Here is a 14,705-nt window from a genome sequence, read left to right as displayed (position 1 = left end):
GGTCGTTGCTGGCGGCTGTTCTAGGCCGAGGGCTCGAGGGAGAAGGCGCCGGGGAGGAGATCGGCTACGGTGGTGGTTACCGTGTCTCCTTCGCTGTTAACGAGGTGCACGACGGCAGTGGGCGAGAACTCGGCGAGGACCTGCCGGCAGGCGCCGCAGGGGCTGGCTGGAGGGTCGCTGTCGGTGTAGACGACGATCTCGTCGAACTCCCGCTCGCCCATCGTGGCCATCGCCTGGATCGCGCTCTGCTCGGCGCACCGGGTAAGACCGAAGGAGGAGTTCTCGACGTTGGCTCCCTTGATGACGGTGCCGCTCCTGGTGCGCAGGGCGGCTCCGACACGGAACTTCGAGTAGGGTACGTAGGCGTTCGCGAAGGCCTCGCGAGCCGCGTCCAGGAGTTCGCGTGGCGCGCCCATCAGCCCACACCCAGGTGACGAAGCAGGGGAGGCCCCAGGACTACCAGACCAACGACGGCGGCACCGGCCGACGCCACGAGCACGGCAGCTGCGGAGAGGTCCTTGGCGGCGGCGGCGAGCGGGTGGTGACCGGGCGAGACCAGATCCACGAGCGCCTCCACGGCGCTGTTCATCAGTTCGAGGGAGAGCACCAGGGCGCTGCTCAGCAGTACGGCCTCTAGGCCAGCGCCCAGCCACAGCGCCAGAAGCGTGGCGCAGGCTCCGATGAACGTTTCGAGGCGCAGGTTGGGTTGTTCGCGCCAGGCCCTCGAGAGGCCGCGGTAGGCGAAACGAGTCGATCGGCGCAGGCGCCGGGCCCCGTTCAAGGCGCGGCTGAGAGGGTGAGGATCCGCTGCTGGGTTGCTCGGAAGATGTTCCATTCTTCCTCCGTCGTGTGATCGAAGCCTCGCAGATGGGTGAGCCCGTGGGCGGTGAGCACCAGCGTCTCGCCGAGGAGGTCGTGACCGTGCTCGACTGCCTGCCTGGCGGCCGTGTCGATGCTGATGATGATATCGCCCAGGTGGGGCACGCCGGGGACGCCGACGTCGTCCGGTTCGGCGGTGGGGTAGGAGAGGACGTCGGTCGGCTCATCCACGCCGCGGTGCTCCCGGTTGAGGCGCCGGATCGCCTGGTCGTCCTGCAGCACGACGGTCAGCTCCCGGTCGTCCAGTCCCAACTCCTCGAGCAGGCGAGACGTGATCCTCTCCAGAGCGTCAACGTGCGGGAAGCGGTTCGTTTCGTCGAGTACTTCCACCACGCGTCTGCCCACCTCCTCCCCGGCGCTCGCCCTGCACCTCTTCCGGCGTGGGGTAGCTCACTCGTCTATGCAGGACGGCGGTGAGCATCCGTTCGAAGGTGTTCTTGATTATCTCGAGATCGTGGAAGTTCAGGGTGCTCTCCGAGAGCTGCCCATCTTGTAGCCGTTGCTCGACCAGCCGCTCGATGAGCGCCCTTATGCTCCCCTGGCTCGGTTCGACCAGCGAACGGGAGGCCGATTCGACGGCATCAGCCAGCATGAGGACGGCCGTTTCCTTGGACCGTGGCCGCGGGCCGGGGTAGCGGAAGTTGAGTTCCTCCAGCCCGGTCTTGTCCTCCAGTGCCCGCTTGTAGAAGTAGGTGAGGACGGTGGTGCCGTGGTGTTCCTGGACGAACGGCTCGATGGCCCGCGGGATCCCGTACTCGTGGAGCAGTTCGATCCCGTCGCGAACGTGCGAGACGATGATCAGGTAGCTCAGGTGGGGGCTGATCTTGTCGTGCGGGTTCTCCTCGGAGAACTGGTTCTCGGTATAGAAGTGCGGCCGCCGAAGCTTGCCCACATCGTGGTAGAGCGCTCCGACCCTGGCGAGCAGCGAGTTGCCGCCGATGTTCTTGACGGCCTGCTCGACGAGGTTGGAGATTATCAGGCTGTGCTGGTAGGAGCCCGGCGCTTCCAGGAGCAGTTTCTGCAGGAGCGGCGTGGTGGGGCTGGAGAGCTCGATGAGCCGGAAGTCGGTGACGAACCCGAAGGCGCTCTCGGCCAGCGGCAACAGGCCGAGGGCCAGCACACCCGCAAGGACCCCGCCGGCAAGGACGATGAGCACGGATGTAACCAGCGCCAGGACGGTGTAGCCTCCCACCGCCAGCGTCATCACCGCCAGGCCCGCCGCTCCCACGAGCCCGCCCACGGCACCCGCCATGAGGAGCGAGGTCCTCGAGGGCAGAGAGCTGGCCAGGAGGCTGGCGGCCACGGCGCCGGAGACGACCGCGACCAGGGTGTAGAGCGGCGCCGACGGCACCATCAGAGCCGTCACCAGAGCGAGCCAGACGGCCCACACGATCGCCGTCTCGTCGCTGATCAGGACTGAGACCACCAGCGGAACCAGCATCACGAAGAGGAACGACGGCGAGATCAGCAGGGCGAGGCGCTGGGCCGTGAGCACCAGGAGGGTGAGGCCCACGAGGAAGCCGAGCTGGGCAAGGCTTATCCGGCCGTGGAGCCTGCGCGCCGCGAACCAGAGGGGCAGGCTGAGAAGGGCAGCAAGGAGCAGGCACCCGAGCACGATCCAGAAGGTCTGACTGAGTTGGGCGTAGCGCGGGCTGTAGAGGCCCACGGACTGCAGCACCCGCAGGTGATCCTCGGTGACGATGTCGCCTTCGCTGATAATCGGCCGGCCCGCTTCGAGGGACTGCATCACGGGCTGGGTGGCAGCGGCGGCAGCGTCGCGAGCGGCCTCGGTAAGGCGGGCGTTGGGGACCGACGTCGCCATGAGCCGGCGATCCAGGATGAGGGCAACCTCCTGGCGCCGCTCGGGCGGCGCCAGCTCGAGCGCACTGTCGGTCAGGGCTTCGAGCTCCTCGGCAGTCACCCCGCGCGGGTCGTTGTAGGCCCGGAGCAGCAGCTCCTGGACCATCTGCGGCAGGCCGGCAGTGGCGACGGAGGAGATGACCAGCTGCTGAAGCCGCGGGTCGCTGGTGTAGATAGGGTCCACCTGTGCCCGCGCAGCCTGGCGCTGGCGCTCGGTGGAGACGCGGTCTATAACGTCTATGTCGACGGGTGCGATGTAGGTCTGGGGGCTTGCCTGGCCCACGGTCAGCGGAGCGTTCTGCCGCTCGCCGTAGACGCTGTAGAGCAGTACGGCCACGCCGATGGTGCTCAGGGCGTAGAGGGCCAGCAGCCGCGGGTACAGCTTCTTAGCCGGCCTGCTCATAAGCCTTGATGATGCGCGCCACGAGCGGGTGACGCACGACATCGCTCTCGGTGAAGTTGATGAAGCCGATGCCTTCGATGTCCTTGAGGATCCGCTCGGCCACCGAGAGGCCGCTGCGCATCGAGCCGGGCAGGTCGGTCTGGGTCATGTCGCCGGTTACGACCACCTTCGAGTTGAATCCCATGCGCGTCAGGAACATCTTCATCTGCTCGGGTGTCGTGTTCTGCGCCTCGTCGAGGATTATGAAGGCATCGTTGAGAGTGCGGCCCCTCATGAAGGCGAGCGGCGCCACCTCGATCGTCCCCTGTTCCAGCAGCTGTTCGAAGCGGTCGGTGGGGAGCATGTCGTAGAGCGCGTCGTAGAGGGGTCGCAGATAGGGGTCTATCTTCGCTTGCAGGTCCCCCGGCAGGAAGCCCAGCTTCTCACCCGCTTCGACTGCCGGCCGCGTGAGGATTATCCGCTTGACTCGCTTGTCCATCAGCGCCTGGACCGCCATCGCCACCGCGAGGTAGGTCTTGCCGGTACCGGCCGGTCCGATGCCGAAGACGATCGGCGAGTCGGCGATGGCGCTCACGTAGCGTCGCTGACCGCTGGTCTTGGGCCTGGCGCGCAGCGGCAGCCGGGGCTCGTCTACCGCACCGTTGCCGCCATCGTCGAGCTTCTCCAGGTCCGTGTGCTCCAGCTCGGTGATGCTCAGCTTGCCGCCGCGCCTGATGGTGGCGAGCAGCGAGCGGAAGGTCCGCTCGGCCTCGGCTACCTCGCTCTCGTCCCCGGAGAGCCGAAGTTCGTCGCCGCGCGCCACTACTCGGGCGCTCAGACGGTTGCGAAGTAGTTTGAGGTTCTCGTCGTTCTGCCCGTACAGCGTGACCGCCTCTGCCGGGCTGCGAAGTTTCAACGTGACCGATGTCGCGATTGTCCCCTCCTGATTCCTCTCTTGGATACGGGCTCGCCCAGGATCTCGTGCCAGATGATGCCGCTCAGGATCGCGTCCGGGGTAAGGCCGAAGCCCCTTCCGACCGCCAGTCTAGCGGTAGGTCGCGACCGTCGGCGTCGCATCGTACGCAATGGCGGGGCCGAGATCACCTCGCCGGTGTCGCTGCGGAGGCTGCTGCGCTTGGGCGGAGCCGCGATGAAAGTCTGCTCCGGGGTTACGACCTCCTGCCAACTCACGCCCTTCTGCTGCCAGTCGACCTGCTGGTCCTTCTGCCAGTCGACCCTGCCCTGCCAGTCGAGCTCCGGCTGTCGCGGTTGCTGACGGGGGGCGGGCCGGGTCGCTTCGCCGGTGTCCTCGCCCATCGCCTCCAGCACTCGACGCCTCGCCTCCTCGAGTCGTTTCGACAGAGGACCTTCGGTTCCGGCGTCGGTTCTGGGCGTGGGAGGACCCGCTTGCGGCCGGTCCGCTCCGCCGCCGGGCGGCCTGCGCCGCTGGCCGCGCCGCTGGAGGAGAGGACCCACGACGAACAGGAGGATGAAGAGGATCGTCGTGAGCAGATCGAAACTCACCTTAGCTCTCGTCCTCCTCGGTCGCGCGCGCGATGTTGCCCCGCATCTGCGTGTCGGATTGCAGGTTCTGAAGGTTGTAGTAGTCCATCACTCCCAGGTTGCCGGCCCGGAACGCCTCGGCCATGGCCAGAGGAACCTCGGCCTCGGCCTCTACCACCTTGGCGCGCATCGCTTCCACCCTGGCGCGGTTCTCCTGCTCAGCGGCTACGGCCATGGCCCGCCGCTCCTCTGCCTTCGCCTGGGCGACCCGCTTGTCGGCCTCGGCCTGGTCGGTCTGGAGTTCGGCGCCGATGTTGCGCCCCACGTTCACGTCGGCGATGTCGATCGAGAGGATCTCGAACGCGGTGCCCGAATCCAGCCCCTTGGCGAGCACCGTCTTCGAGATGATGTCCGGGTTCTCGAGCACCCCCTTGTGGGAAGCGGTCGAGCCGATGGAGGAGACGATGCCCTCACCTACGCGAGCGATGATAGTTTCCTCGCCCGCGCCGCCGACGAGTCGTTCCAGGTTGGCCCGCACCGTGATGCGGGCGGTGGAGATCAGTTCGATCCCGTCCTTGGCGACCGCCGAGACGTTCGGTGTCTGGATGACGCGCGGGTTCACCGAAACCTTCACGGCGTCCAACACGTCCCGACCGGCGAGGTCGATAGCGGCCGCCCTGTCGAAAGGCAACATGATCCGCGCCTTGTCCGCGGCGATGAGGGCGTCTACCACCCGGTCGACGTCACCGCCAGCCAGGTAGTGGGCCTCGAGTTGGTTCTGCTCGACGTCGATGCCCGCCTTGTCGGCCTTGATGAGAGGGAGGATGATCCGGTTGGGCGGGACCCGGCGAAGCCGCATCGCCACCAGCGAAGTGAGGCTCACCCGCACCCCGGCGGCGACGGCCGAGATCCACAACCCCACCGGGATGACGGTGAACAGGATCATGAAGAAGATGATGGCGACGGCTGCGATTATCAGGACACTGATGGACATGGGGGCTCCTTACGCTTCTGCTCCGGCCTCGGTCTCGACCTCGGCCACTACTTCTCGTACGACGATGCGGTTGCCTTCGACCTTCATGACTTCGATCAGGCTGCCGGAAGAGACGAAGTCACCCTGCGTAACTACGTCTACCCGCTCGCCGGCTATGCGGGCGACCCCGGCTGGCCGAAGGTCGCTCGCGGCTATCCCCGTCTGGCCCCGCAGGTGATCATAGGGGCTGTCGGAGGCCAGGGGCGTTCCGGGCGTGTACCCCCCCTTGCCCAGCCTGGTCTCGAGCATCAGGGGCGAGGCTATCCGGAGGTTCGGCAGCAGCCAGATCGCCAGGCCTATGAGGACCCCGGCGAAGAGTACCGTCCAGCCCAGAACCGCAACGAAGTCGTCCTGGAAGATGCGGAAGAGGGCGACCCCGACGGCGGCTATACCCAGCAACCCGGCCACTCCGAAGCCCGGGATGACGAGCACCTCGAGGGCGATGAGGACGATCCCGCCCAGTACCAGCACGACGTCGAAGATGCCTGCAGGCGTGGCCAGGTAAGCTCCTGCCGCGAGCAGTGCCAGGGCGACGATACCGATACCTCCCGGGACGCCGAAGCCGGGGGTGAAGATCTCGACCAGGATGCCGCCTATCCCGAGGACGAGCAGGATGGCGGCGATGATGGGATTCGCGAGGCTCGTGGCGAGCCGTTCGCTCAGGTTCCGTTCGATCCTCTCGATCCGAACTCCGCCGTAGCCGAACTCGGTCAACGCCTCCTCGAGGGTGCTCGCCTGGATGTCGGCGATGTCGTACTCGACCGCCTGCGCGGCAGTCAGGGTCACTAGTTCCTCGGAGGTCGACAACCCCGGGATCTCCACACTAGGGTCGACCATCGCTTCGGCAACCCGCGCATTGCGACCCCGCGCCTCGGCAACGGAGCGGAACTGCCCCCGCATGGCCGAGTTCATCTTCTCTCCGACCGCCGAGACGCCGGTGGGGGAGATGGTTATGGGCAGAGCGGCGCCGATCGATGACCCGGGCAGCATCGCCAGCATCTCGGCGCTCATGGCGATGAGGGCACCGGCGCTGAAGGCGTTCTCGACCACGGCGATCGTGGGCAGACGGGTATCGCTCAGGATGGTGTCGACGATCTCCTGCATCGAGCTCACCTGTCCGCCGGGAGTGTCGATGAGGAAGACGAGGGCCAGGGGCCTCTCTTCGTTGGCCCGTTCGACCCGCGACTGCACGTACTGCGCGGTAGCGGGCGTGATCTCCGTGTCGATGGGGAGTAGCCAGACAGACTCGGAGCTGCCCTGCGAGAAGGCCACCCCCGAGAGCAGGAACACCGCGCCGGCCAGCAGAGCCGCGGAGGCACGGCAAAGGCTTGGTATCACGCCGTGAGGATACCACGGAGGTATCTGGGCCCAGAGTCCGGCCGGTCGGGGGAATGTCTCGACCTGGCGGGAGCCGAGGACCACGGATCCGGGTGATCCAGGCCGCTGCAAGCGAAGAGGCTCAACTCGGGCCGGACGGCTACATCGCCCGGAAGGTCGCGCTCACATCCTTGCTGTCGCGGAACACGAGGTCGCAGACAGGTGTTTGGCTGCCGCTGCAGTCGCCGCCCCAGGAGACGAACTCGTAACCAGCGGAAGGGATCGCGCGGAGCTGAACATGGTCGTCGAAGGCGAAGTCACGCCGACAGTCGTCGCCCCCGTCGCCGCAACTCAGCCGGTCGCTCTCGATCGTTCCTCCGACCGGCTCCTCGATCCGCAGGATGAACTCGAGGTCGCGGGTGTGGAACGAAACGGTGACCGTCCTGTCCCCATCCATCGTGATCGCGCACGTCGGCGCATGCGGTTCGCAATCGACGCCCTCCCAACCGTCTATGTAGCCCCCGCCTGTGGGTTGCGCCGTCAGAGTCACCTTCGAACCTGCCGGGAAGTGTTGGTCGCACGCTCCGTACTGGTCACAGCTCTCGCCGTCCGGGAAGAGCACCTCGCCATCGGCGTTCCCCTCGACCACGACCGTCAGCTCGCGCATCGGCACCCGCCCTTCGAACTCCGCCGAGACGGTGGCGTCGCTGTTTATAGCGAACTCGCAGGTCGTCCCGCTGCTCGCGGCACACGCTCCGGTCCAGCCAGCGAACCGGAAATCGGCCGCGGGCAGGGCTTCGAGCACGAGCGTCTCGCCGCTGGCGTGGTCGCTCGTACAGAGGTCGCTGTCGTCGCCGCAGTCGATCGCTTCGCCTGTGACAGTGCCGCCGTCGGGTACGGGCTCGATGGTCACCAGCAGCGGTTTCTCGTCCAGCCGGAACTGTGCCCGGAGGACTAGGTCCTCCTCCATAGTTACCGTGCAGGTTCCACCGGCTCCCTCACAGGCGCCCGTCCAGTGGGAGAAGAAGGAATCTTGATCGGGGACCGGGATCATCTCGACCGTCTCGCCTGGATCCAGGTTCATGGTGCAACCGCCGGTGCAGACGAACTCCAGGGACGGGACTTCGACTACCCCGCCCCCGGCGCCTGTGAGCTCGAGCGAGATGGTGTAGCGGCCGTCGATGCCGGGTCCCTGGTCGGCTGTCTGGTCGTCATCGCCCGGCGCGGGCCCGTCGTCCCTGCCGGTGCCGTCGTCGATGTCGCCGTCGGTGCCGTCGCCTATGCCGTCGTCGGTGGGGTCCTCGGTTCCTTCGCCGTCGTCCTGACCGCCGACTACACCGTCACCGGCCGGGCCTGTCGTTCCGCCATCGTCGGTCGGGTCTGTCGTCCCGCCGGTGTCATCGGTCGGGTCCGTCGTTCCGCTGTCGTCATCGGTTTGGTCCGTCGTCCCACCAGCAGCGACCCGCTGGAACACGGCGACGAAGTCGACATCGGAGTCGACGAGCACAGCGCATTCGCCCGCTCCACTGCATGAGCCGCCCCAATACCAGAATCGGGCGCCGGGGTCCGGCACCGGCTGTGGGTGCAGAACCGTGCCTAGCGGAGCGTCGAATACGCATTCGTCGCTGCAGTCGACCTGGAACCGGGCCAGCGTGACCCGCCCCGGTCCCTCGGCCCGCACCGTGACCTCGCGGCCGGCGTCGCTCGGGATGAGGTCTCCTAGGTCGCCGATCCCGGCGCAAGCGACCAGCAGCCCCGCGAGAAGCAGGGCCGTCGACAGTGTCGGAACGGTCCGAACGGTCAAGCGACCACCCCCAGAGATCGGGTCGAGTCCGGTTGCAGTGGCCAGCCTAGGCCCCTGACCCGCGGGAGAGTGTGGGCGAACCTCTTTTGGAGAACGGCGCGCTCCGCGCGCGCCGGAAGTGGCTCCGCTCAGTCGGTCAGGAGCGTGGCGCGTAACTCGAAGAGGGCTCGAGCGTGAAGGAGAAGGTGGCGCCTTCGCCGGGTCGGCCGTCACCCCATATCTCCCCGCCGTGCCGATGGATGATCCTCTGCACGGTCGCCAGGCCGATCCCCGTGCCTTCGAAGCGCCCCGGTTCCTGCAAGCGTTGGAAGGGGGTGAACAGCTTCGATGCGTGGGCCATGTCGAACCCGACGCCATTGTCCTTCACGTAGTAGACCCTGGTGCGTCCCTGGCGGCGGCTGCCCAGCACCACTTGCGGAGTCTCCTGGTCGCCCATGAACTTCCAGGCGTTGCTCAACAGGTTCTCCAACGTTATCCGCAGCAGCCTGGGGTCGCCGCGTGCCTTCAGCTGACCTTCCACTACCAGCTCCGTCTTGCGACCGGTCATCTCGTTCAGTTCCGCCGCGATCTCGTACGCCATCTCTCCGAGGTCGACTTCGCTCCTCGTGACCTCCCCACCGGAGATGCTCGAGAGCTCGAGCAGATCGTCGATGAGCTCGCCCATGCGGTTCGCTGCTGCCTTGATCCGCCGGACGTACCCTTTGGCCTCGTCATCGAGCGAGGAGGAGTGCTCCTCCATGAGCAGCTGGCTGAAGCCGTCCATTCCGCGAAGCGGCGCCCTCAGATCGTGCGACACCGTGTACGCGAACGCCTCCAGTTCCTCGTTGGCCGCCTGAAGGCGGGTCGTACGTTCCGCGACACGCTCCTCGAGCGTCTGATTCAGTTCCTCGAGCGCGAGTTGCGCTTCTTTCGTTTCGGTCGTGTCCATCACTATCCCGACCAACCGCTCACGGGAGTCTGCGCCGGCAGAGACGACCTTGCTGACTGCCGAGAGCCACGCGACACGTCCGTCCGGCCGCACCACCCTGAACTCGACTTCCCCTTCGTGCTGCCCTCCGTCGCTGCTCGGCACGAACGGCATGACCAGTGCACGGTCCTGCGGGTGGATCAGCTCCAGGAAATCATCGAGCTGGCGTGGCCGGTTGGTGCCGGGCAGGCCGAAGAGCCGTTCCAGTTCTTCGCTGCCTGTCACCGTCCTCGCTCCGGTATCGGTCTCGTAGGTAGCCATCCTCGCTGCCGTCAGGGCCATCGCGAGGCGGTCCTGTACAAGCCTGCGCTCGTTCATCTCGCGCTTCAGCGCCACCTCCCGGCGCGCCAGTTCACGTAGGGCCCGGTTCAGAGACGTGCCGATGCGGTCGAGGAAGAAGAGCACGACGGCGAGGACCAGCGCGAACTGCCCGGCGAGAAGCCAACCGGGCTCCGAAGGTGGCGCATCCCCGAAGAGCTGACCGTTCGCCTCCAGGTAGGGCGTGAGGAAGAGGATGAAGAAGGTGAAGAGGCCTACCAGGAAGAGCGTGCGCCTTCCCAGCAGCAACCCCGCGAGCACCACCGGGACGTAGTAGAGGAACAGCCAAAGTTCGTTTCCAACCAGGCCCGCCATGAGCAACGGATAGGTGGCTGCGCCGAGGGTAGCGGCCAGCACGGTCCCAACCGCCTGCCTGAACTTCCGCCTGTGGTTGAGCCAGAGCGCGATGCAGATGAGCAGCGCGAACGACAGCCTGGGGATGTCCTCGCTCGCGGAGTACGGCTCATGGAAGAGGATGACGTTGAAAAGCACGCTGAGGAGGAGCACGGCGAGCACGGTCCAGAGGAGACCCTGCAGCATCGAACGTCGTTCCCGCAGCAGCGTAGCTACGACCTGGTTGCCTGCCTCGTTCACCCCGCACCACCGCCCGAAATCAACCGAGGTTCGTGAGGCATCCTAGCGTGAGCGGCCCGGCCCTGCGAGTGCCATTCCTTGCTTCTCTGCTTCAAGGTCAGCCAGCACCCCACTTGCAGGAGGCCCGCATCGCTGCGGGCCTCGCTTCGCTCTTGCGTATGTGGTGGCGGGCGCAGAAGGACTTGAACCCTCGACCTACGGTTTTGGAGACCGCCGCTCTACCGACTGAGCTATACGCCCAAAAACGCACCGGGAAGTATATCAGGCCGGGGAACGACTGCCAACACGAGTCGGTACTGGTCGGCGCTCCTTGCGGGGCAGAAACCCATGGATGAAGACCTGCACGACCGGTCCGGGGTGGTCGATGGTATAGACTCTGTAGTACTGATGCGCTCAGCGAGGAGGTTACTGCGTGAGTAGTGCGGAAGCGATCAGAGAGGAAATGACTCTCACGGAAGCGGCCGCCGGCAAGGCGAGCGAGCTCCTGGCGAAGAACGGCTCCGAAACCGCGGCGATCCGGGTATTCGTCAAGTCGGGCGGTTGCAGCGGTTACAGCTACGGCATGGCGATAGACGACCGCGAACTGGAAGGCGACCGGGTCTTCGTCGACCGCGGCGTGAGACTCGTGGTGGACCAGATGAGTTGGCCCTTGCTGAGAGGCAGTGAGGTCGATTACGTCGAGAACATGATGGGTGGCGGCTTCAGCGTCAACAATCCCAACGCCACTTCGGCGTGCGGCTGCGGTAGTTCGTTCCGTACCGATGGCCGAGCGGCTCCTGACGCCGAGGGGAGCGTCGGCTGCGGCGGCTGACGAAGTAGCGCTGAACGATGAGAAGGGCGGCCTCGAACGGGCCGCCCTTCCGGTTGGAAGACTACGTCACGTCAATAGTCGTAGCGGAGGATCGGCTTCCTCGCAGCCGTGACCTCGTCTAGTCGCCTGACCGGGGTCTCGTAGGGTGCCTGGGCGGCCCACTCCGGATCCTGCCTGGCATGCTCCAGCACCTGCGCCAGCAGGTCGGCATAGCGGTCCAACGTCTCGATCGACTCGGTTTCGGTGGGTTCGACCATCATCGCCTCCTTCACGACCAGCGGGAAGTAGACGGTCATCGGATGCACGCCTTCGTCGAGAAGGGCCTTTGCGAGGTCGACGGTACGGGTGCCGGCCGGCGGCTGGGCTACGAACTCGTGCATGCAGCGGCCATCGAAGGGAAGCCTGTAGCCGGCCTCCTTCATGCGCGCCTGCAGGTAGTTGGCATTGAGCACGGCCATGGCCGAAACGTCCCGCAGTCCTTCCAGGCCGAGGCCACGGATGTAGACGTAGGCGCGCACCAGATTGCCGAAGTTGCCGTAGAACGAGCGGACCCGGCCGATGCTCGATGGCAGATCGTAGTCGAAATCGAACCTGTCGCCTGAGCGCTTCACCACGGGCACCGGCAGGAACCGACGGAGATGATCCTTCACGCCCACCGGGCCGGTGCCGGGACCGCCGCCTCCATGCGGGGTCGTGAACGTCTTGTGCAGGTTCAGGTGGACGACGTCGAAGCCCATGTCGCCCGGCCTCGCACGGCCGACGATGGCGTTCAAATTGGCGCCGTCGTAGTAGAGCTGCGCTCCCGCCCGGTGGGCCAGAGCGCTGATCTCGAGGATGTTCTCCTCGAAGATCCCCAGCGTGTTCGGATTGGTGAGCATTACCGCCGCCACCTCGGGCGAGAGGGCCGAGCGGAAGGCGTCGAGGTCGACCTGTCCGTTCTTCCCGGTAGGAACCTCCACGACCCTGTAACCGGCCATGGCGGCGGTCGCCGGGTTGGTCCCGTGGGCGCTGTCGGGCACCAGGACGACCCGCCGCTGTTCGTCCTCGCCCCTCTGCTGGTGATAGGCGCGGATGATCAGGATGCCGGTGAGTTCTCCGTGCGCCCCCGCTGCCGGCTGCAGGCTCATGGCGTCCATCCCGGTCAGTTGCGCGAGGTCGTGCTGGAGTTCGAAGAGGAGCTCGAGCGCGCCCTGGGCCGAATCGACGGACTGATACGGGTGGAGGTCGAGGAACTCCGCGGCCGCCTCCTCGTGCACCTTGGGGTTGTACTTCATCGTGCAGGAGCCCAGCGGATAGACGTGACTGTCGATGCTGAACTGCCGGTGGGCGAGCTGGGTGTAGTGCCTCACCAGGTCTAGCTCGCTCACCTCTGGCAGACGGGGAGCCTCGCTCCGGAGCTGCTCCTCACCCAACAGGCCGGCCAGGTCCACCTCGGGAGCAGGGGGTGGTGATGAGGCGCGCCGCCCTGTTCGCGAGCGCTCGAATATCAACGGGAAGTCGTGCTCCGCCGGGCTCACCTGGCGACACCGACCGGCGCCACCCGCCCGAGCGCGCTCACGAACTCGCGTCGCTCCCCATCCGTCGTCAACTCGGTCGCACCGACGAGCAGCGCCTCGCCCAAGCGGTATTCCGCCGGCACGGTCAAACCGGCCTGGACACCGGAGGCAGCCAGGCGCTCCACGGTCGATCTGGCGGGCGCGGGCAGCTCCACGACGAACTCGTCGAAGAAGCGGGCGTCGCGTCGAACGCGGTATCCGGCCGCTTCCAGCTCATCCGCCAGGGTGTGAGCGGCAGCTACCGCAGCCGTCGCCGCCTGCTTCAGCCCCTGGGGTCCCAGCGCGGCCAGGTTGATGGTGGCGAGCAGGGCCGTCAGTTGATGGTTGGAGCAGATGTTGCTCTTGGCGCGGGCCCGGCGTATGTGTTGCTCGCGGGCCTGCAGTGTGAGCACGAAGGCCCTGCGACCATCGGCATCGGTCGTCTGACCGACGATCCTGCCCGGCAGCTGTCGAATTAGGGAGTCGCTGACGACCATGTAGCCGAAGTGGGGACCGCCGAAGTTGAGCGGATTGCCGATCGTCTGACCGTCGCCCACCGCTACGTCCGCACCGTATTCGCCAGGGGGCTTCAGCAGTGCCAGACTGAACGGGTCGGCTACGGCGATGAACAGGGCGCCCGAAGCGTGAGCGCGCGACGCCAGCCCGTCCATCTGCTCCAGGTAGCCCAGGAAGTTCGGTTGTTGGGCGATGACCGCGGCCACGTCATCAGCAACAGCCTCGACCCGACTGGTCAACCTTTCGTCCAGGTCCAGGGTGCTCAGCTCTATGTCGAGTGCGCCCAGGTAGGTGGAGAGCACCTCCCGCGTCTCGGGGTGGACGCCGCGTGTCACGATCACCCGTTCACGTCCGGTTTGGCGTACGGCCAGCAGAGCGGCCTCGGCTACCGCGCTGGCGCCGTCGTACATGCTGGCGTTGCTCACCGGCAGCCCGGTCAGTTCGCTCATCATCGTCTGGTACTCGAAGGTCGCCTGCAGGATCCCTTGCGAGACCTCCGGCTGATAGGGGGTGTAGGCAGTGACGAACTCGCTCTGGAACGCCAAGTGCTTGGCGACGGAGGGGATGAAGTGCTTCTTGAGACCCCCTCCAAGCAGGGTGGAGGGCGAGGCGTTCCGGGAGGCCAGCTCCCGGACCCTGTCCAGGAGCGCTACTTCGTCGAGCCCCTCGGCAAGTTCGATCTCAGGGTCGAGCAGTTCCTCGGGGATCTGCGAGAAGAGTTCGTTCACGGAGGAAGCGCCGATAGCCCTCAACGCGCTTGCGACGTCCTCCACCGTCTGAGGCGTGTACTTCAAGAATCCTCCTCTGCGACGGCCCGGTAGGAGTCGGCGTCCAGCAGACCCGACATATCGGCACTCGCCGCCGAGATCCTGAACATCCACCCCTCGGCATAGGGCGACTCGTTGATCAGCTCCGGCTTGCTCTCGAGGAGCTCGTTGACCTCGGCGACTTCCCCGTCCACCGGGGCGTAGATGTCGCTGGCCGTCTTCACCGACTCGACCACCGCCACCGCCTCGCCGGCCTTGACGGCCTGGCCCACGTTGGGCAGTTCGACGAAGACGACGTCTCCCAACTGGTCCTGCGCGAAGTCGGAAATCCCGACCGTGACCATGCCATCGGCCTCCTGGGCCCACTCGTGCGTCTTGTTGTACCTGCGGTCGTCCGGGATGTTCATGTTCACTCCTCG

14 protein-coding genes and 1 tRNA gene are annotated in these 14,705 nt (G+C 66.3%); 1 reads left to right on the top strand and 14 read right to left on the bottom strand.

Features of this window, described 5'->3' with window-relative positions:
* Positions 1-20: 20 nt before the first annotated feature.
* From cdd to VF168_10855, 11 genes are all read right to left on the bottom strand, one after another.
* Positions 21-416: a cytidine deaminase gene (cdd, locus tag VF168_10905; GenBank protein HEX7004679.1), complete on the bottom strand. Its 396-nt coding sequence runs from the start codon at positions 414-416 to the stop codon at positions 21-23.
* The gene (locus VF168_10900) at positions 416-781 is read right to left on the bottom strand and encodes a diacylglycerol kinase (GenBank protein ID HEX7004678.1); all 366 of its coding nucleotides are present in this window, start codon (positions 779-781) and stop codon (positions 416-418) included. The genes cdd and VF168_10900 overlap by 1 nt, the downstream gene beginning before the upstream one ends.
* On the bottom strand, positions 778-1,209 hold the full coding sequence (gene ybeY / locus VF168_10895) for an rRNA maturation RNase YbeY (protein ID HEX7004677.1): 432 nt from the start codon (positions 1,207-1,209) through the stop codon (positions 778-780). Before ybeY ends, VF168_10900 begins: the two co-directional genes overlap by 4 nt.
* On the bottom strand, positions 1,169-3,142 hold the full coding sequence (locus VF168_10890) for an HDIG domain-containing protein (protein ID HEX7004676.1): 1,974 nt from the start codon (positions 3,140-3,142) through the stop codon (positions 1,169-1,171). The genes ybeY and VF168_10890 overlap by 41 nt, the downstream gene beginning before the upstream one ends.
* Positions 3,126-4,037, bottom strand: coding sequence for a PhoH family protein (locus VF168_10885; GenBank protein ID HEX7004675.1), 912 nt, complete (start codon positions 4,035-4,037; stop codon positions 3,126-3,128). Before VF168_10885 ends, VF168_10890 begins: the two co-directional genes overlap by 17 nt.
* Entirely contained in the window at positions 4,034-4,645 is a 612-nt protein-coding gene (locus tag VF168_10880; GenBank protein ID HEX7004674.1) for a hypothetical protein, read from the bottom strand. The genes VF168_10885 and VF168_10880 overlap by 4 nt, the downstream gene beginning before the upstream one ends.
* A 1-nt stretch (position 4,646) precedes the next feature.
* Positions 4,647-5,618, bottom strand: coding sequence for a flotillin-like protein FloA (floA, locus tag VF168_10875; GenBank protein ID HEX7004673.1), 972 nt, complete (start codon positions 5,616-5,618; stop codon positions 4,647-4,649).
* A 9-nt stretch (positions 5,619-5,627) separates the two neighbouring features.
* Positions 5,628-6,995 (bottom strand): NfeD family protein, encoded by a 1,368-nt coding sequence (locus tag VF168_10870; protein HEX7004672.1) that lies wholly within the window; start codon positions 6,993-6,995, stop codon positions 5,628-5,630.
* A 139-nt stretch (positions 6,996-7,134) separates the two neighbouring features.
* Positions 7,135-8,778, bottom strand: coding sequence for a hypothetical protein (locus VF168_10865; protein ID HEX7004671.1), 1,644 nt, complete (start codon positions 8,776-8,778; stop codon positions 7,135-7,137).
* Positions 8,779-8,914: 136 nt separating this feature from the next.
* A complete protein-coding gene (locus VF168_10860; GenBank protein ID HEX7004670.1) occupies positions 8,915-10,657 on the bottom strand; it encodes an ATP-binding protein in 1,743 nt (580 codons plus the stop codon).
* Positions 10,658-10,821: 164 nt separating this feature from the next.
* Positions 10,822-10,897, bottom strand: a tRNA-Trp gene (locus VF168_10855).
* 172 nt (positions 10,898-11,069) lie between these two features.
* Here VF168_10855 and erpA point away from each other — a divergent pair.
* A complete protein-coding gene (gene erpA, locus VF168_10850; GenBank protein HEX7004669.1) occupies positions 11,070-11,468 on the top strand; it encodes an iron-sulfur cluster insertion protein ErpA in 399 nt (132 codons plus the stop codon).
* Positions 11,469-11,539: 71 nt separating this feature from the next.
* Here erpA and gcvPB read toward each other — a convergent pair whose 3' ends face one another.
* Genes gcvPB through gcvH form a run of 3 tightly spaced genes read right to left on the bottom strand, consistent with a single transcriptional unit; the run spans position 11,540 to position 14,693 of the window.
* Positions 11,540-12,985, bottom strand: coding sequence for an aminomethyl-transferring glycine dehydrogenase subunit GcvPB (gene gcvPB, locus VF168_10845; protein HEX7004668.1), 1,446 nt, complete (start codon positions 12,983-12,985; stop codon positions 11,540-11,542).
* Entirely contained in the window at positions 12,982-14,313 is a 1,332-nt protein-coding gene (gene gcvPA, locus VF168_10840; protein HEX7004667.1) for an aminomethyl-transferring glycine dehydrogenase subunit GcvPA, read from the bottom strand. The genes gcvPB and gcvPA overlap by 4 nt, the downstream gene beginning before the upstream one ends.
* Complete coding sequence (gene gcvH, locus VF168_10835; protein HEX7004666.1) at positions 14,310-14,693, bottom strand: glycine cleavage system protein GcvH; 384 nt, start codon at positions 14,691-14,693, stop codon at positions 14,310-14,312. The genes gcvPA and gcvH overlap by 4 nt, the downstream gene beginning before the upstream one ends.
* Positions 14,694-14,705: the final 12 nt, after the last annotated feature.

This window comes from Trueperaceae bacterium (genome assembly GCA_036381595.1).
Lineage (GTDB): Bacteria > Deinococcota > Deinococci > Deinococcales > Trueperaceae > DASVCN01.
Note: the sequence above shows the minus strand (reverse complement) of the source record. Positions and strands in the feature narration are given on the sequence as shown.